This window comes from Nakamurella endophytica, assembly GCF_014646215.1.
GTDB lineage: Bacteria > Actinomycetota > Actinomycetes > Mycobacteriales > Nakamurellaceae > Nakamurella > Nakamurella endophytica.
Genome location: NZ_BMNA01000004.1, coordinates 641199 through 658543 on the forward strand (window position 1 = coordinate 641199; position 17345 = coordinate 658543).

The window sequence follows — 17345 nt, forward strand, 5'->3', positions numbered from 1 at the left end:
GCGTCGGGGTCGTCAGCTGGCGACGGGGGCGAGCACGCTGGTGCGGGCGCCCTCGAGGACCTCGCGCCAGCTGGTCACCTCCGGGGACTTCTTCAGCAGGGCGCGGCGCTGGCGCTCGGTCATGCCGCCCCAGACGCCGTACTCGACCTGGTTGTCCAGGGCGTCGGCCAGGCACTCGAGCTTGACCGGGCAGCCGGCGCACATCTTCGCGGCCTCGCGCTGCGCGGCCCCGGTGACGAACAGCGCGTCGGGGTCACTGCCCGAGCACACCGCCCGCACCGACCAGTCGTTGTCACTCGTTGCACCCGGCCGACCCAGCAGCGGCAGGGCCGGCACGGGCCCACCGGTGGTGCTGGTGGCGACGCGCGTCCCGTCCTTGACCAGGCGGCGCTGGTTCGTCGGAACGATCCGCAGGCTGACGGTCGTCATGGTTCGATCACCTTTCCCCAACAGTGACATCGACGGGCGGGCCCGCTCGTTACATCGACGGCGCACCCGTGCCGCCACGGGCGCACCGACGGTGTCGACGAACCCGAACGGCAGTCAGACGTCCGGGGTACGAGGAGCGTTCCCCTCGAAAGAGGGACAATTTCGGCCCTCGATACGTCACTCGATGCGGTGATATCCCGTCACGACGGGTGGGCGACGGTCCCCTGTCACCACCCGTTCGCCGATAGGCACCGTACGAGCTCACAGGGACCGTCGGGGGTCCCCAGTACCCTTGCCGCGTGCGAGTCGTGGGCGGTCTGGGCAAGTTGCTGGTGGCGACCCTGGTGGCGGGTGTGCTGGTGGCCGGCCTGCTGCTGCCCTACGCCGTCGGCGTCGGGCTGGCGTCCAACAAGGTCACTGACGCGATTGCCGAGACCCCGCTGACCGACATGGACCAGCCGTTCCCGGAGCGCACCACGATCACGGACAGTCGCGGGGCGCCCATCGCGTACGTCTACGAGCAGAACCGGGTCCCGGTCCCGCTGTCCAAGATCTCGCCGCTGCTGGTGCAGGCGATCGTCTCCACGGAGGACCGCCGCTACTACATCCACCCGGGCGTCGACTGGCGCGGCACCATCCGCGCACTGCTGAAGAACTCGTCCGGGACGACGGGCCAGCAGGGCGGCTCGACGCTCACCCAGCAGTTCGTCAAGAACTACCGGTTCCTGGTCGAGGCACGGACCGACCAGGAGAAGGCCGCCGCGATCGCCGCCACCCCGCTGCGCAAGCTGCAGGAGGCCAAGATCGCGCTGACCCTGGAGCTGCCCGGACACCTGTCCAAGGACGACATCATGGAGCGCTACCTGAACCTGGTGGCGTTCGCACCGAGCGTCTACGGCGCCCAGGCCGCCGCGCAGTACTTCTTCGGCATCGACGCCGACAAGCTCAACCTGCAACAGGCGGCACTGCTGGCCGGGATGGTCAACAACCCGAACAAGTACAACCCGTTCGACCCCGACCACTACCAGGACGCCGTCGACCGCAAGAACCTGGTGTTGAACCTGATGGCGCAGAACGGGGCGGCCACCGGCGTCACCCAGGCGCAGGCCACCGCCGCCAAGAAGAAGAGCCTGGGGCTCAACCGCACGCCGACCCCCAACGGCTGCCTGTCCGCCGACAACCACGCCACCTACGGGTACTTCTGCCAGTACGTGCTGGACTACCTGGAGAACCAGGGCATGTCCTCGGACGACATCGCCCGCGGCGGCTACACCATCCGGACCACGCTCGACCCGGCCGCGATGAAGAACGCCAAGGCGGCCGTGGACGGCAACGCCAACCCGAGCGTGGCGGCGAACAAGCGGGTGGCCGACGTGCTGGCCGTCGTCCAGCCCAACGCCGGCATCCGCAAGGTCCTCGCCCTCGCGGCCAACCGCCCGTACGGCCTGGACAAGGCCAAGGGCGAGACGGTGCAGCGCCTGGTCACCACCTTCGCCCCGCTGGGCGCCGGGTCGACCTTCAAGATCTTCACCGCCGCCGAGGCGCTCAAGGAGGGGCTCGGCACCCAGTCCATCCTGGATTCCCCGGCGAGCTACACCAGCCCGAACGCGCCGGCGCACGCCTTCAACAACTCGGGCACCTTCCCGAGCCAGATGACCATGCAACAGGCCCTGGCCACCTCGCCGAACACGGCGTTCGTCTCGCTCGAGGACCAGATCGGCCTGCAGAAGGTCGTGCAGATGGCCGTCGCGATGGGGATGAAGGGCTACTCGCTCGACGCTGGCCAGGTCGACCGGTCGTTCACCGGCTCCGGGCGCAGCTACGCCCAGGAGGTGGTGGCGCAGAACATCGTCTCCTTCACCCTGGGGGTGTCGCCGGTGAGCCCGCTGGAGCTGGCCAACGTCGGCGCCACGCTCGCCTCGGACGGTCTGTGGTGCCCGCCCACGCCGGTGGACACCGTGTTCGACCGGGACGGCAACCCGGTCCAGCAGAAGCAGCAGGCCTGCGCGCAGGCCGTCGACCCGGAGCTGGCCAGGACGCTCAGCCACGCCATGCAGGACGACCTGACGGCGGACAACGGCACCGCGCACGCCGCTGCCGTCGCGGCCAAGTGGACCAGGGTCGCCGCCAGCAAGACGGGCACGACCGAGGACTACAAGTCGTCGGCGTTCCTGGGTTTCACCCCGTTCTACAGCGGCGCCTCGGTCGTCTGGGACTACCTGGACCGCCCCCAGTCGATCTGCATCAACAGCCAGACCCGCCAGCTGTCCGGCAGCTGCTCGACGCCACAGGCGATGGGCCAGACGCCGGACCGGTCGACGACCGGGATGAGCGGCGGATCCGTGCCGGCCGCGACCTGGCTGTCGGCGATGACCCCGCTGCACGCCGGCCTGGTGGACGACCAGTTCGGGCCGGAGGCCGGGCGGTACAAGACCGGCTCGGACAACGCGCAGGTGCCCAACGTCATCGGGTACGACCTGGACACCGCGCGCAGCCAGCTGTCGGCCAAGGGCTTCAAGGCGGTGGTCGTGGTGTCCGCGGCGCCGTCCGGTGCGGCGGCGAACGTCGTCATCGACCAGTCGCCGAAGATCAACGCGCTGCCGGGGTCCAACGTGACCATCACCATCTCGGCCGGCACCAGTGGCTGACCCCACGCGGGGGCGCGGGCCCGGCCCGGTGGTCGGGACGCTGTCCGGGCTGGCCGGTGCCGGCGCGGCCGTCGGCCTGTACGCGACGCTGGTCGAGCGGCAGCTGTTCGTGCTCCGGCGCGTCGAGGTTCCGGTGCTGCGGCCCGGGTCCTGGCCGGTCCGCGTGCTGCACCTGTCGGACCTGCACGTCACCCCGGACCAGCAGCGCAAGGTGGCCTGGGTTCGGGCACTGTCGGACCTGCGGCCGGACCTGGTCATCGACACCGGGGACACGCTCTCCCACCAGCGGTCGGTACCGGTGGCGGTGCACGCGTTCGGCGGGCTGCTCGACGTCCCCGGCGCCTTCGTCTTCGGCAACAACGACTACTTCGCTCCCCGGCCCAAGTCGCCGCACCGGTACTTCGTCCGGGCGCCCCGGCTGCCGACCAGCCCGCCGCTGCCGTGGCGGGACCTGCGGGCGGCGCTGACCGAGCGCGGCTGGGTCGACCTGTCGAACCGGACGCAGGCGCTGGAGATCCGCGGCCAGCGCATCGCGCTGGCCGGTGTGGACGACCCGCACCTGCACCGCGACCGGTACGCCGACATCGCCGGGCCCGCAGATCCCGACGCGGTGGTGCGGATCGGCGTCGCGCACTCCCCCGAACCCCGCGTGCTCGACGCCTTCGCCGGAGACGGGTACGACCTGGTGCTGGCCGGGCACACCCACGGTGGCCAGGTGCGGCTGCCCGGCATCGGGGCTCTGGTCACCAACTGCGGGATCGACCGGTCCCGGGCCCGCGGGCTGTCCCGGTGGGGCGAGACGACCTGGCTCAACGTGTCCGCCGGGCTGGGCAGCTCGCCCTACATGCCCGTGCGGTTCTGCTGCCGGCCGGAGGCGACGCTGCTCACCCTCACGCCGCGCGGCTGACCGGGCCGGACGCCAGGCGGTGGAAGCGGTACGGACCACCGCCGGCGGTCGGATAGACTTGTCGGGCTCCACGGGGTGTGGCGCAGCTTGGTAGCGCGCTTCGTTCGGGACGAAGAGGTCGCAGGTTCAAATCCTGTCACCCCGACCAGTGGTGCGTCGTGGGGTCGCCGGCACGGCCCGGCCCCACGACGGCAACCCGGCCCCGCCGGCGTTCCGGACGTCCTGCAGCGTCCGTGTCACCCGTCGTCCCGGCACAGGCAGAACGGGTGACCGACCGGGTCGAACAGCACCCGCACGGCCGGCGGCTGGTGGTCGGCGAGCCGGGCGCCCAGGGCCACCGCGTCCGTCACCGCAGCGTCCAGGTCCTCGACCTGGACGTCGAGGTGCGCCATCGGACGCTGCTCCCCCGGCGCCGGCGGCCACACCGGCGGCGTGTAGCCGTCGGACTGCTGGTCGACCACGAACACGCCCGGTTGCGGCGGCTGCAGCACCGCCTGCCCCGGCTCACGATGCACGACGGGCCAGTCGAGCAGCACCGAGTAGAACCGCGCCAGGGTCTCCGGGTCCGGCGTCTCGAGCGCCAGACCCCACCACATCCGTCCCGTCCGGCCCCGCATGACGGCGATCGTGGCACCCGCCGGGCGGTCCCCTACGGCACCCCGGCGGCCCTGTCCACGCGTGTCGGCCGTCACCGCGCCCGACGCCCGGCCGGGATCTGTGCCAGACTGGCACGGTAAGCCCAGAAGGCTTCGAGGTTCTCTTCGCTGATGTACGCGCCGTCCGACCGGACGTCGTGACGAGATGTGGCGTGGACATCGGGATCATCTGTCTTCACGTCCCGTCACGTCCGTGACCGGACTCACCGCATCATGCAGGAGCATCAATGTCGCAGGGCACCGTCAAGTGGTTCAACGCCGAGAAGGGCTTCGGCTTCATCACGCCGTCCGAGCCCGGCCCGGACGTCTTCGTCCACTACTCGGAGATCCAGGCCGGTGGCTACCGGTCACTCGAGGAGAACCAGCGCGTCGAGTACACCGTGACCTCGGGCGCCAAGGGCCCGCAGGCCACGGGCGTCACGGTCCTCTCCTGACCGGATCCCCCGTGCCGTCGAGCTTCTGACGGCACGAGCGCCGACCTGACCGGTCGCGCACCACATTCCACCCGGGTCCACCGGCGGGGTCCTACCGCCGGTGGACCCGTAGCGTCTAACGTCCGGCTGCCGCGTCCTCGCGGACGCCCGCGCCACACCGGTGCTGCCGCCGGCAGCAGTCCACACCAGGTCCCCCTGCTGCCGTGTCGACGTCCCGGTATCGAGACAGACCATCAGCGAAGGGTCCTCGTGACCACAGTTGCATCCACGCCCGGCGGAACCCGCGCCCGGACGCCCCGTCCCGCCCATCGGACCGCCAGCGAGTACACCGAGGTGCTGGCCGCCGTCCGGGAACAGGGCCTGCTGCGCCGGCGATACGGCCACTACGCCACCAAGATCGGCCTGGCGCTCCTGGCGCTCGCCGGGGTCTGGACGGGCGTCGCACTCCTCGGCGACCACTGGGCCCAGCTGGCCCTGGCCGCCGCCCTGGCCGTCGTGCTGACGCAGATCATCTTCATCAGCCACGAGGCCGCGCACCGGCAGATCCTGACCTCGAACGCTTGGAATGAGCGCGTGGCGCTCGTCCTGGGCACCCTGCTGGGCGGCATCAGCCTGTCCTGGTGGCAGAACAAGCACACCCGCCACCACGCCGCGCCGAACCAGGTCGGCAAGGACCCCGACATCGACGCCGCCGTCGTGCACTTCTTCCCGCCGGAACGGACGCCGTTCCCGTCCCGCATCGGCCGGTACCTGCACGCCCGGCAGGGCTGGTGGTTCTTCCCCGTCCTGGTGGTCGAGGCGCTCAACCTGCACGTGCAGAGCGCCCAGTGGCAGTTCGGCCGCACCCGGCGCAACCGCGGGCGCGTCGAGACGGCGCTGCTCGCCGGCAGGCTGGCCCTGTACCCGGCGCTGGTGTTCACCCTGCTGCCGCCCGGCAAGGCCGGCGCGTTCCTGGGCGTCCAGCTGGCCGTGACGGGCGTCTACCTGGGCGTGGCCTTCGCCGCCAGCCACATCGGCATGCCGGTGCTGCCGCGCGAGGCCCGGGTCGACTTCTTCCGCCGGCAGGTGGTCACCTCGCGCAACGTCGCCGGCGGCCGCGTGGCCTCGCTCGCCATGGGCGGGCTCAACTACCAGATCGAGCACCACCTGTTCCCGAGCATGCCGGGACCGGCGCTGCGCAAGGCTCGCCGCATCGTGAGGCAGTACTGCGCCGATCGCGGCGTGACCTACCACGAGGTGCCGATCCACCGGGCCTGGCAGCTGGTGGCCGCCCACCTGAACCGGGTCGGGCTGCGGGCCCCGTCGTTCGCCTGCCCGGTCGCCGCGTCCCTCCGCACCGTCTGAGCGGATGGTCCGGCGGGACGGAACAGGACAGCCCGGGTCAGCCCTCGTCGTCAGCGGAGCCGTTGTCGGCGTGGCTGACTAGCGTCCTCGGTGACACCGCGACCGACGACCGGAAGGCCCCGCCGTGACGACCAGAGACACCGCCTTCGCCGCCGGCACACCGTGCTGGGTCGAGCTGCTGACGTCGGACCCGGAGGGCGCCGCGGCCTTCTACGGGCAGGTCCTCGGCTGGACGGCGCGGCCACCGGCCCCCGAGCACGGCGGCTACGTCGACTTCGTGCTCGGCGACCGCCCCGTCGCGGGCATGGTGACCAACACCGGTGAGTCCGGCGCACCGGACGGCTGGTCGACGTACCTGGCCACCCCGGACGCCGCCGCGACGGTGGCCGCCGCGCAGCGGGCCGGGGCCACCGTCGCGGTGCCCGCGGTGACCGTCGGCACGCTCGGCGCCATGGCGGTCCTCACCGACCCGTCGGGCGCCGCCGTGGGGCTGTGGCAGGCCGCCGAGCTCCCGGGCTTCACCCGGTACAACGAGCCCGGCTCGGTCGTGTGGGACGAGCTGCACACCCGCGACTTCGACGCCGCCACCGCCTTCTACCGGGACGTCCTGGGATGGGGACTGCAGCCGCTGTCGGACAGCGCGGAGTTCCGGTACTCGCAGGGCCAGGTCGACGGGCGCACCGTCGCCGGCGTGCTCGACCTGACCCGGTCGCCGTCGACGGCCGGACTCTCCCGGTGGGTCGTCTACTTCGCCGTCGCGGACGTCGACGCCGCGGCGGAGACCGCGGTCGGTGCCGGTGGCCGGATCCTGCAACCGCCGCGGGACACGCCGTTCGGCCGAATCACCGAGATCGAGGACGCGACCGGCGCCACCGCGATGCTGTCCGTCCCCACCGCCGACGGCGGCGAGTGACGCGACCGGCGGCGGTGCGCGCGGCGCTCCGGGCGCCCGCCGCACCCGGATCGCCGCCCGGCAGGATGGGCCGATGACCTCCGCAGCGTCCCCCGCCGGTGCACCCGAGCCCGACGCCCGCGCCGGCGCACCGGACACCCGGCCGGGCGGGGCGCCGTCCGTGGCGCCGTCCGAGGCGCCGTCCGTGGACGGGGTTGCCACGGCCGCCCCGGCGCTCGCGCCCGCACCGGACGGCACGCCGGCGGACGGCCCCGCCACCCGGCATCCCCGGGCGCGCGTCCCCGAGCGGCTGTTCGACGACCCGGATCGCGAGGACCGCTGGCGTCGCCGGTTCTCCGCCGTGCGGATCAGCCTCCCCGACCCGGCCCGCGACGCCCCGGACCGGACCGTGGTGCTGTCCAACGCGACCGGCACCTACGAGCTGTACTGCTGGGACGCCGCCACGGGCCGGCAGACCCAGGCCACCCAGCGCCCCGACGGCACGGTGCACGGCCAGCTGTCCGCGGACGGCGAGGCCCTGTTCTGGTTCCACGACGAGGCGGGCGACGAGTTCGGGTCCTGGCAGTGGCAGCCGTTCGGCGGCGGACCCGGCTCCGCGTCGCCGGCGATGCCGGACGTGGCGCCCGGCTACCCGGCCGGGCTGGCGGTGGGCCGGTCCGTGGTGCTGGCCGGCTTCTCCGATGACGACGGCAGCCGGGTGCACCGGGTCGCCACCCACGGCACCGCGACCGAGGTCTACCGCAGCGACTGCGACGCCGGCGTGGGGGCGCTGTCCACCGACGAGACCCTCTGGGTGCTGTCCCACTCCGAGCACGGCGACTCGCGCTACCCGGCGCTGCGGGCGTTGCGCGTCGACGACGGGTCGGTGGTCGGCGAACTCGACGATTCACCCGGCCGCGGGCTCGAGGCGGTCGTCTTCTCGCCCGTGCCGGGCGACCAGCGGCTGCTGGTCGGCCACGAACGCGGCGGCCGGGACGAGCTGCTGCTGTGGGACCTGGCCACCGGTGACGTGCGCGAACTGGCCATCGACCTGCCCGGCGACCTGGCCGGGGACTTCTACCCGGACGCCCAGGCGCTGCTGGTGGCGCACACCCGGGCCGGCCGCACCACCCTGCACCGCTACGACCTGGCCACCGAGGAGCTGACCGACCTGCCGGCGGCCCGCGGCGTCGTGTCCGGGGCGATCGCCCGGCCGGACGGCAGCGTCTGGTACCGCTGGTCGAACGCGGCGGAGCCGGCGCGGTTGCGGCGGCTGGACGCGGCGGGCGCCGACACGGTGCTGCTGCCGACGCCGGGTCGCCCGGCGCCGTGGTCGGAGCCGGTGCACGACGTCTGGGTGGACGGTCCGGGCGGCCGGATCCACGCCCTGCTGGCACGACCCGCGGAACTCGGCGCGCCGGCGGGCCCCGGCCGGACCCAGCAGGCCGGGCCGGCGGTGTTCTACCTGCACGGCGGACCCGCCGACGCCGACGAGGACGTCTACGACGCCACCCGGGCGGCGTGGCTGGACGCCGGCTTCGTCGTCGTGCAGGTCAACTACCGGGGGTCCACCGGGTACGGATCGGCCTGGCGGGACGCGCTGACCGAGCGGGTCGGGCACACCGAGCTGGCCGACATCGCCGCCGTCCACGACGCGCTCGTCGTCGCCGGCATGGTGGACGTCGGCCGCTCGGTCCTCGCCGGGGCCTCCTGGGGCGGGTTCCTGACCCTGCTCGGTGTCGGCGCGCAGCCCGGACGCTGGGCCGCCGCCATCGCCGGGGTCCCGGTGGCCGACTACGTGCAGGCCTACGAGGACGAGATGGAGCAGCTGCGCGCCTACGACCGTGCACTGTTCGGCGGCGCACCCGACGACCGGCCGGCGGCCTACACCGACTCCAGCCCGCTGACCTGGGTCGACCAGGTCCGCACCCCGCTGCTGGTGCTGGCCGGCGAGAACGACCCGCGCTGCCCCATCCGCCAGGTCGACACCTACCTGGACGCGCTGGCGGACCGCGGTGCCCGGTACGAGGTGTACCGCTTCGACGCCGGCCACGGGTCGATGGTCGTCGAGGAGCGGTTGCGGCAGGTGGCGTGCGACATCGACTTCGCCCGCCGAGTGCTCGCCGGCTGAGCGCGGGCGAGCATACGGCGGCGGCAGGCGGACCGGGATCGCCGAGGGCTGCGGCCGGACGCCGTCGCTCCCGGCCGGCATCGCAGCCCCGGACTGTCCGCTGCACCGGCGCCGGTGCGCGGGCGACCTCACCGCCCTGGAGTCCTCACCGCCGGGGCGCGCTCACCCCCCGGGCGTGCTCACCGCCCGGGGGTCTCCTCGCGGTACTCGCCGTCCGGGCGGGCGTCCGCGTCGACGTGGATCTCCTCCTCGCGGCCCCGCAGCTCGACCCGGCGGATCTTGCCCGAGATCGTCTTCGGCAGCTCGGCGAACTCCAGCCGGCGGATGCGCTTGTACGGCGCCAGGTGCTCGCGGGAGTGGGCGAAGATCGCCGCGGCGGTCTCCGGACCGGGCTGGACGCCGGCCGCCAGCACCACGTACGCCTTGGGCACCGCGAGCCGCAGCGGATCCGGCGACGGCACGACGGCCGCCTCGACCACCCACTCGTGCTCGATCAGCACCGACTCCAGCTCGAACGGCGAGATCCGGTAGTCCGAGGCCTTGAACACGTCGTCGGCGCGGCCCACGTAGCTGATGTAGCCGTCGTCGTCGACCGAGCCGACGTCGCCGGTGTGGTAGACGCCGCCGGACATGGCCTCGGCCGTGCGCTCGTCGTCGCCGTGATAGCCGGTCAGCAGGGACACCGGGCGGTCGGCCAGGTCGATGCAGATCTCCCCCTCCCTGGCCGGGCCTCCGGTGGCCGGATCCACCAGCACCACCTCGAAGCCCGGCATCGGGCGGCCCATCGACCCCGGCTTCACCGGCTGCCCCGGTGAGTTACCGACCGCCAGGGTCGTCTCGGTCTGCCCGAAGCCGTCCCGGATCGTCAGCCCCCAGGCGGCCCGCACCTGCTCGATCACCTCGGGGTTCAGGGGCTCGCCCGCCCCGACCAGCTCGCGCGGCGGGGTCCGCAGCGCCGACAGGTCGGCCTGGATGAGCATGCGCCAGACCGTCGGCGGGGCGCAGAACGTGGTGACGCCGTGCTCCTGCATGACCCGCAGCAGGGCCGGCGCGTCGAACCGGCCGTAGTTGTAGAGGAAGACGGTGGCCCCGGCCAGCCACGGCGCGAAGACGTTGGACCAGGCGTGCTTGGCCCAGCCGGGCGAGGAGATGTTCAGGTGGACGTCGCCCTCGCGCAGGCCGACCCAGTACAGGGTCGTCAGGTGGCCGACCGGGTACGACAGGTGACTGTGCTCCACCAGCTTGGGCACCGCCGTCGTGCCGGACGTGAAGTACAGCAGCAGGGTGTCGGTGGACCGGGTGACCCCGTCCGGGGTCCAGTCGGCCGGCGCGGCCAGGCTGTCGGCGTACCGGATCCACCCGGGCGTCGCGTCGCCGACGGCCACGCGGACGAAGTCGCCCCCGACGTCGGCGTACTTGCCGGTGTCCGCGGAGCGGGCGACGACGAACCGGGCCCGGCCCCGCTCGACCCGGTCGCGCAGGTCCGCCGCGGCCAGCAGGGTGGACGCCGGGATGAGCACCGCACCGAGCTTGATGCAGGCCAGGATCACCTCCCACAGCTCGACCTGGTTGCCCAACGCCAGGATGACCCGGTCGCCGCGCCGCACCCCGATCCGCTGCAGCCACCCGGCCACCTGGTCCGACCGGGCGGAAAGCTCGGCGTAGGTCCAGCTGCCGACGGTGCCGTCCTCCTCGACGATGGTCAGCGCAGGCCGGTCGGGGTGCTCGGTGGCCAGCACGTCGAACCACTCCAGTGCCCAGTTGAACGTCTCCGGCCGCGGCCAGCGGAAGCCCGCGCGGGCCCCGGCGTAGTCCTCCCGGTGCTCGACCAGGAAGCGGCGGGCGGCGCGGAGCTGTTCGGTGGCCTCCGTGGGCTGCGCGGGCATGAGTGGTCCCTTCCGGCTGCGTCGCCTGGGCCGCCGGCGGTCCACCGCCGGGCGTGTGCGGGTTCGAGGATGCCACCGCCGGAGCGGGCGGACGTCTCAGCCGGGCGGGCGGAAGTCCAGCAGCTGGCGCGTCAGCAGGCCGACGGCCGTGCGCACCGCGCCGTCCTCGGTGGCGCCGGTGGCGTCGAACCGGGTCACGGCGCTGTTGACCGCCATGCCCAGCGGCGTCGGCCAGCCGCGCAGCGCGTGGGTCACCTGCCGGAGCGTGGTCAGCGTGGTCACCGCCGCCTGCCAGCCCCGGGCGACGGCGATCAGGCCGACGGCCCGCCCGTGGAGGTAGGGGCGGTCGTCGGTGCGCAGCTCCTCGAGGTAGTCGAGGGCGTTCTTGACCAGCCCGGAGACGGTCCCGTGATACCCGGGCGACGAGATCACCACCGCGTCGGCCGCGCGCACCGCCTCGACGTAGTCCCGCGCGGTGGGCGGCGGCTGGGCGCCGCTGTGGTACGGCGGGAAGTCCAACCCGCGCCCGGTGAAGCTGGACACCTCCGCGCCGCCGTCCCGCGCCCGTGCGAGCACCGCCTCGAGCGCGTACCCGGACTGGGAGCCCGGGTCGACCGATCCCCCGATGCCGACGATGCGTGTGCTCACGCCCCGATCGTGCCCCGCCCCGCCCGGCCGGCCCGCGGCAGGGCACCGGCAGGGGACGGCCGACCCGGCCGCACGCCGCCGCCGGGCGGCACCGGGCCGATCAGCCGCGCAGCACCCACGCCGGCGGGGCGGCTCCCGGCCCCGTCGTTGCGGCGGACCCGGGCGGCGCCCCGCACACCGCGACGACCTGCACCGGGGACCAGCACAGCCGCGCGCCGCTGCGCACCTGGCCGACCGTGCCGGCGACGCCCCGACCGCGGCTGCCGTCCGTGCCGGCCAGCCACAACTGCACCGGGGCCGTGCCGCCGGCGGTGACCGCCGCCACCGCGGTGCCGTCCGGGGCGTACCCGCCGGCGACGAAGGTGCCGGTCAGTCCGGGGATCGCGGTCAGCCGGCCGGTCGACAGGTCGAGCAGCCCCGGCGGGCCGGACGGTGCCAGCCCGGCGGAACCGACGAGCGCGGTGCGCCCGTCCGGTGCGACGTCGTAGGGAACGGCGGTGGTGTCCGGCGACCCGATCTGGCCGAGGTCGCGGACCGCTCCGGAGGCCAGGTCGACGGTGGCCAGGTCCGGCCGGGTCCGGTCGGCCACGTACACCTGCACGAGCAGCGTGTCGCCGCGCACGGCCATGACCGGGCCGACCCCCTGGTTGGCGCGGGTGACCGTGCCCAGCAGCCGCGGCACCGCGGTGACCGGGTCGAGGTCCACGACGCGGACGGACGGGCCGGCGTCGGACACCAGCAGGTTGAGCAGCACCAGATGGCCGTCGGCGACGTTCCACGCCATGGCCACCCATGCGGCACCCGAGCGGTAGGCGTCCGCGGGCGTGCCGGCCGGTGGAGCGGCGGACGTCGGTCGCGGAGCCGTCGACGTCCCGGCGACCGCGGACCCGCGGGGCGTCGCGGACGGTGCGGCGGTCGTGCGGCGCGCCGCCACCCCGGCGACCGCCGGCACGGGGGTGACGGCACCGGTGCCGGTGTCCACCGTCCACACCCGCCCGGCCGCCGCACCGGTCAGGTCGAGCCCGACGGCCAGCGTCCGGCTGTCCGGCGAGAACGCGGCCGACAGCCTCCCCGGCGACGCCCCGGTGGGCACGCAGCCCACGGACCCGCCGTGCACCCGCCGGACGCAGACCGCCCCGCCGGCGTCGACGACCGCCCGCCCGGTGCCGTCCGGTGAGACGGCGAGCAGCGCGGTACCGGCGGCGAGGGCCGTGCCGGGCGCCACCACGGCGTGCACGGCCGACAGCGGGCCGAGACGCAACGGCGCTGCCGCCGGTGTCCCGCCGGTCGTGCAGCCGGCCAGGATTAGTCCGGACGCCAGCCAGGACGCCAGCCTGGATGCCCGCCGGGCCGCGGCCGACCCGGCCCGCTCCCGCCGCCGCGACCAGCCCATGGTCCGGCCACCCTACGTCGGCCCGCCGCCCCTCTACCCTCGTCCGGTGCCCCCCCGCCCGTCCCGGCCGCCGGCCGCCGTGCGCGGACGCCGCGCCCGGCGCCTCGCGCTGCTCGTCGCGCTGCTGCTCGGCGCGGTGGCCTGCACCCCGGCGGCGGGCGCACCGGTCGCGGCCGGCACGACGGGCGGCGCGGGTACACCGGCGCCGGCGGGCAGCCGGGCGCCGACCACCGGCGAACCCAGCGCGTCGACCGGATCCGCCGTCGCGACACGGGCGACGCCGGACACCCGGAGCGGCGGCGCGGGACCGGGGACGACGACCGGATCCACAGCGTCCGGCCCCACCGCGTCCGGATCCGCGTCCGGATCCGGAGAGTCGACCGGGTCCCCGTCGCCCACGGCCCGGCCCGCCGGCACGTCGCCGGACTGCCCACTGAGCTGCTACCGGCGGGCCGACCCCGTCGACCTGCCCGCCGGGGTCGCGCCGGAGGCCAGCGGGGTGGTCGCCGCGACCGGCGGCCGGGCGTACTTCCTGCTGGACGACGCGACCGGGGTGTCGGACCTGCCGGTGGTGGACGCCCGCGGGGCGCTGCTCGGCCGGGTCCGGGTCGCAGGCCTGTCGGCGCGCAACGGCGAGGCGTTGGCCGGCGGCAGCTGTGGACCGGCCGCGGGACGGTGCCTGTTCGTCGGGGACATCGGCGACAACGCCGAGCGGCGCGACGACATCGTCGTCCACCGGCTCCGGGAACCGTCGGTGCGTCCCGTCCCGTCGGCGCCGGTCCCGGCCGACGACCTCCACTTCCGCTACCCGGACGGCCCGCACAACGCCGAGGCGCTGGTCGTCGCCGCGGACGGCTCCGTCGTCGTGATCACCAAGCCGGGCGCCCGGCCCGGTCAGGACCCGGCACACCGCATCTACCGGGGACCCGCGGCAGGCGGCGACCTGGCGCTGGTGCGGACGTTCGTGCCGCCCCGGCCGGCCTCGCCGCTGCAATCCCTGCTGACCGGCACCGTCGTGACGGACGCGAGCTGGTCCCGCGGCCGGCTGCTGCTGCTGACCTACGACGAGGTCGTCGAGTACCGCGCGCCGTCACCGACCGCCGACCCGGCGTCCTTCCCGGACTGGCCGCACCGCGAGCTCGTCGACCCCGGGCTGCCCCAGCAGGAGGGCATCACCGCCACGGACCGCGGGCCGGCCGACTGCGGCTACCTGGCCGTGTCCGAGGAGGGACCCGGCGGCTCCCGCGGGTCGATGGTGACCGTGGACTGCGCCGCGCCCTGAGCGGCCGCCGCCGCCGAGTCGTGCGGTCCGGCGGGGACACCGGCCGGCCCGGACCGGTCCGGGTGCCGGGCCGGGCCGTCAGAGCAGGCCGGCCACGACCTCGGCGACCTGCACGGCGTTCAGCGCCGCGCCCTTGCGCAGGTTGTCGTTCGAGATGAACAGCGCCAACCCACGGTCACCGGGGACGCCCGGATCCTGCCGGATGCGGCCGACGAACGACGGGTCCGCTCCCGCCGCCTGCAACGGGTTCGGGACGTCGGCCAGCTCGACGCCGGGCGCGTCCGACAGCAGCTCGACCGCGCGGCGCACCGTCACCGGCCGGGCGAACTCGGCGTTGAGCGACAGCGAGTGCCCGGTGAAGACCGGCACCCGGACGCACGTGCCGGACACCAGCAGGTCGGGGATGCCGAGGATCTTGCGGGACTCGTTGCGGAGCTTCTGCTCCTCGTCGGTCTCCAGGCTGCCGTCGTCGACCAGGTTGCCGGCCAACGGCAGCACGTTGAAAGCGATCGGGCGCACGTACTTCTTGGGCGCCGGGAACTCCACCGCACGGCCGTCGTGCACCAGCGCGGTGGCTTGGTCGGCGACCGCGCGGACCTGGCCGTCCAGCTCGGCGACGCCGTCCAGCCCGGAGCCGGACACCGCCTGGTAGGTGCTGGCGACCAGCCGGGTCAGCCCCGCGAACTCGTGCAGCGGCTTGAGCACCGGCATCGCGGCCATGGTCGTGCAGTTCGGGTTGGCGATCACGGCACCCCGGCCCGGCCGGACCACCTCGGCGACGGTCTCCGGGTTGACCTCGGACACCACCAGCGGCACCGACGGGTCCATCCGCCACGCGGACGAGTTGTCGATCACCACGGCGCCGGCGTCGGCGAACCGCGGCGCCAGCACCCGGGAACTCGCCGCGCCGGCGGAGAACAGCGCGATGTCCAGCCCCGACGGGTCGGCACCGGCGGCGTCCTCGACGGTGACCTCGGTTCCCTGCCAGTCCAACGTCCGGCCGGCGGAGCGGGCGGAGGCGAAGAACCGGATCGACGACACCGGGAACCCGCGCTGCGCCAGGATCTCCCGCATCACCGATCCGACCTGCCCGGTGGCGCCAACGACGCCGACCCGCAGTCCGTCGCGCGGGGCGCTCATCGGCCGGTACCGGCGTAGACGACGGCCTCGGTGTCGGCGCCGAGGTCGAACGCGGCGTGCAGCGCCCGCACCGCGGTGTCCAGCTCGGTGTCGGCGACCAGCACCGAGATGCGGATCTCCGAGGTCGAGATGATGTCGATGTTGACGCCGGCGTCGGCCAAGGCCTCGCAGAAGGTGGCGGTGACCCCGGGGTGGGACCGCATCCCGGCGCCGATGAGCGACACCTTGCCGACCCGGTCGTTGTAGACGATCGACTCGAAGCCGATGTCGGCGCGCCGGGCCTCGAGCGCGTCGACCGCACGGGGGCCGTCCGCCTTGGGCAGCGTGAAGGTGATGTCGGTCCGGCCCTCGGCGCGGGAGATGTTCTGCACCACCATGTCGATGTCCACCTCGGCGTCGGCGATGGCCCGGAAGATCCGTGCGGCCACGCCGGGGTGGTCCGGGACGGCGGCGACCGTCACCTTCGCCTCGCCACGCTCGTGCGCGACGCCGGTGATCAGTGCCTGTTCCACGGTCGACTCCTCGATGCTGCCGGTGACGATGGTGCCGGGCCGGTCCGAGTAGGACGAGCGGACGTGCACCGGGACGTTGTAGCGCCGGGCGTACTCGACACAGCGCAGCATGAGCACCTTCGCGCCGGCCGCCGCCATCTCGAGCATCTCCTCGTAGGTGATGCGGTCCAGCCGGGCGGCGTCCGGGACGATCCGCGGGTCGGCGCTGAACACCCCGTCGACGTCGGTGTAGATCTCGCAGACGTCCGCGTGCAGCGCCGCGGCCAGCGCCACGGCGGTGGTGTCCGAGCCGCCCCGGCCGAGCGTGGTGATGTCCTTGGTGTCCTGCGAGACGCCCTGGAAGCCCGCGACGAGCGCGATGGCGCCCTCGTCCAGCGCGGCGCGGATGCGGCCGGGGGTGACGTCGATGATCCGGGCCTTGCCGTGCGCGGCGGTGGTGATCACGCCGGCCTGCGAGCCGGTGAACGACCGTGCGTGCGCACCCTGCGCGCTGATCGCCATGGCCACGAGGGCGTTGGAGATCCGCTCGCCCGACGTCAGCAGCATGTCCAGCTCGCGGGCGGGCGGGTCCTGGGCGACCTGCGTCGCCAGGTCGAGTAGCTCGTCCGTGGTGTCCCCCATGGCGGACACGACGACCACCACGTCGTCGCCCGCATTGCGCGTGGCGACGATGCGCTCGGCCACCTTCTTGATGCGCTCGGCCGTCGCCACCGACGACCCGCCGTACTTCTGCACCACCAGGCCCACCGAGCTGCTCCTGCCCTTCGCTCCCGCTCCGCCACCGCGCCGGCGGCGGGGCACGGACCGCCGCACCGGGCGTCCGCGGCTGCGTGCAGGTCTGCCACCTGCGGCCGGGCGCCGCCGGCGAGCGGGCCGGGGTCCACAGTACCGGCCGCCACCCCGCCCACCGACCGCCCGACCTGCAGGGATGTCGCCCCGGCCGTAGCACCGGACCCCCGACCGGAGTTCCTCCCGCCCGGCCAGTGGTGGGCCGCAGGGGCTCCGCCGGCGCCCGGACGCCGGGCGCAAGATCGCCGCCCTTG

General features: G+C 74.3%; 14 protein-coding genes and 1 tRNA gene. 8 read left to right on the plus strand and 7 right to left on the minus strand.

Going from position 1 to position 17345, the window contains the following annotated elements; translation table 11 throughout:
• Positions 1–12 precede the first annotated feature (12 nt).
• Entirely contained in the window at positions 13–318 is a 306-nt protein-coding gene (locus IEY37_RS22675) for a WhiB family transcriptional regulator (RefSeq protein ID WP_373298340.1), read from the minus strand.
• Positions 319–728: 410 nt separating this feature from the next.
• Between IEY37_RS22675 and IEY37_RS13400 the strand changes: the two genes are divergently transcribed.
• The 3 genes from IEY37_RS13400 to IEY37_RS13410 all read left to right on the plus strand — a co-directional run bounded on the left by IEY37_RS13400 (position 729) and on the right by IEY37_RS13410 (position 4132).
• Positions 729–3077, plus strand: a complete 2349-nt coding sequence (locus tag IEY37_RS13400; protein WP_188942203.1) for a penicillin-binding protein — start codon at positions 729–731, stop codon at positions 3075–3077.
• A complete protein-coding gene (locus tag IEY37_RS13405) occupies positions 3070–3984 on the plus strand; it encodes a metallophosphoesterase (protein ID WP_229674389.1) in 915 nt (304 codons plus the stop codon). Before IEY37_RS13400 ends, IEY37_RS13405 begins: the two co-directional genes overlap by 8 nt.
• A gap of 71 nt (positions 3985–4055) precedes the next feature.
• A tRNA-Pro gene (locus IEY37_RS13410) sits at positions 4056–4132 on the plus strand.
• An 88-nt stretch (positions 4133–4220) separates the two neighbouring features.
• On the opposite strand, the gene IEY37_RS13415 is transcribed toward IEY37_RS13410, so the two are convergent.
• Entirely contained in the window at positions 4221–4601 is a 381-nt protein-coding gene (locus IEY37_RS13415; RefSeq protein WP_229674390.1) for a VOC family protein, read from the minus strand.
• Between the two features lie 266 nt (positions 4602–4867).
• Between IEY37_RS13415 and IEY37_RS13420 the strand changes: the two genes are divergently transcribed.
• From IEY37_RS13420 to IEY37_RS13435, 4 genes are all read left to right on the plus strand, one after another.
• Entirely contained in the window at positions 4868–5074 is a 207-nt protein-coding gene (locus IEY37_RS13420; protein WP_188942204.1) for a cold-shock protein, read from the plus strand.
• Positions 5075–5323: 249 nt separating this feature from the next.
• Positions 5324–6418, plus strand: a complete 1095-nt coding sequence (locus IEY37_RS13425) for a fatty acid desaturase family protein (protein WP_188942205.1) — start codon at positions 5324–5326, stop codon at positions 6416–6418.
• Positions 6419–6542: 124 nt separating this feature from the next.
• Positions 6543–7331 carry a VOC family protein gene (locus IEY37_RS13430; protein ID WP_188942206.1) on the plus strand — a complete coding sequence of 263 codons (789 nt, stop codon included), beginning with the start codon at positions 6543–6545 and terminating at the stop codon, positions 7329–7331.
• A 73-nt stretch (positions 7332–7404) separates the two neighbouring features.
• Positions 7405–9441, plus strand: a complete 2037-nt coding sequence (locus IEY37_RS13435; RefSeq protein WP_188942207.1) for a S9 family peptidase — start codon at positions 7405–7407, stop codon at positions 9439–9441.
• A 179-nt stretch (positions 9442–9620) separates the two neighbouring features.
• Here the strand turns inward: IEY37_RS13435 and IEY37_RS13440 are convergent, their stop codons facing one another.
• From IEY37_RS13440 to IEY37_RS13450, 3 genes are all read right to left on the minus strand, one after another.
• A complete protein-coding gene (locus IEY37_RS13440) occupies positions 9621–11327 on the minus strand; it encodes an AMP-binding protein (RefSeq protein ID WP_188942208.1) in 1707 nt (568 codons plus the stop codon).
• A 96-nt stretch (positions 11328–11423) separates the two neighbouring features.
• On the minus strand, positions 11424–11975 hold the full coding sequence (locus tag IEY37_RS13445) for an NADPH-dependent FMN reductase (protein ID WP_188942209.1): 552 nt from the start codon (positions 11973–11975) through the stop codon (positions 11424–11426).
• A 100-nt stretch (positions 11976–12075) separates the two neighbouring features.
• On the minus strand, positions 12076–13368 hold the full coding sequence (locus IEY37_RS13450) for a hypothetical protein (RefSeq protein WP_188942210.1): 1293 nt from the start codon (positions 13366–13368) through the stop codon (positions 12076–12078).
• A gap of 46 nt (positions 13369–13414) precedes the next feature.
• Here IEY37_RS13450 and IEY37_RS13455 point away from each other — a divergent pair, with 46 nt between their 5' ends.
• Positions 13415–14650, plus strand: coding sequence for a hypothetical protein (locus IEY37_RS13455; RefSeq protein WP_188942211.1), 1236 nt, complete (start codon positions 13415–13417; stop codon positions 14648–14650).
• Positions 14651–14728: 78 nt separating this feature from the next.
• Here IEY37_RS13455 and IEY37_RS13460 read toward each other — a convergent pair whose 3' ends face one another.
• Together IEY37_RS13460 and IEY37_RS13465 are read right to left on the minus strand one after the other, a co-directional pair.
• Positions 14729–15790 carry an aspartate-semialdehyde dehydrogenase gene (locus tag IEY37_RS13460; RefSeq protein ID WP_188942212.1) on the minus strand — a complete coding sequence of 354 codons (1062 nt, stop codon included), beginning with the start codon at positions 15788–15790 and terminating at the stop codon, positions 14729–14731.
• On the minus strand, positions 15787–17049 hold the full coding sequence (locus IEY37_RS13465; RefSeq protein ID WP_188942214.1) for an aspartate kinase: 1263 nt from the start codon (positions 17047–17049) through the stop codon (positions 15787–15789). The genes IEY37_RS13460 and IEY37_RS13465 overlap by 4 nt, the downstream gene beginning before the upstream one ends.
• Positions 17050–17345: the final 296 nt, after the last annotated feature.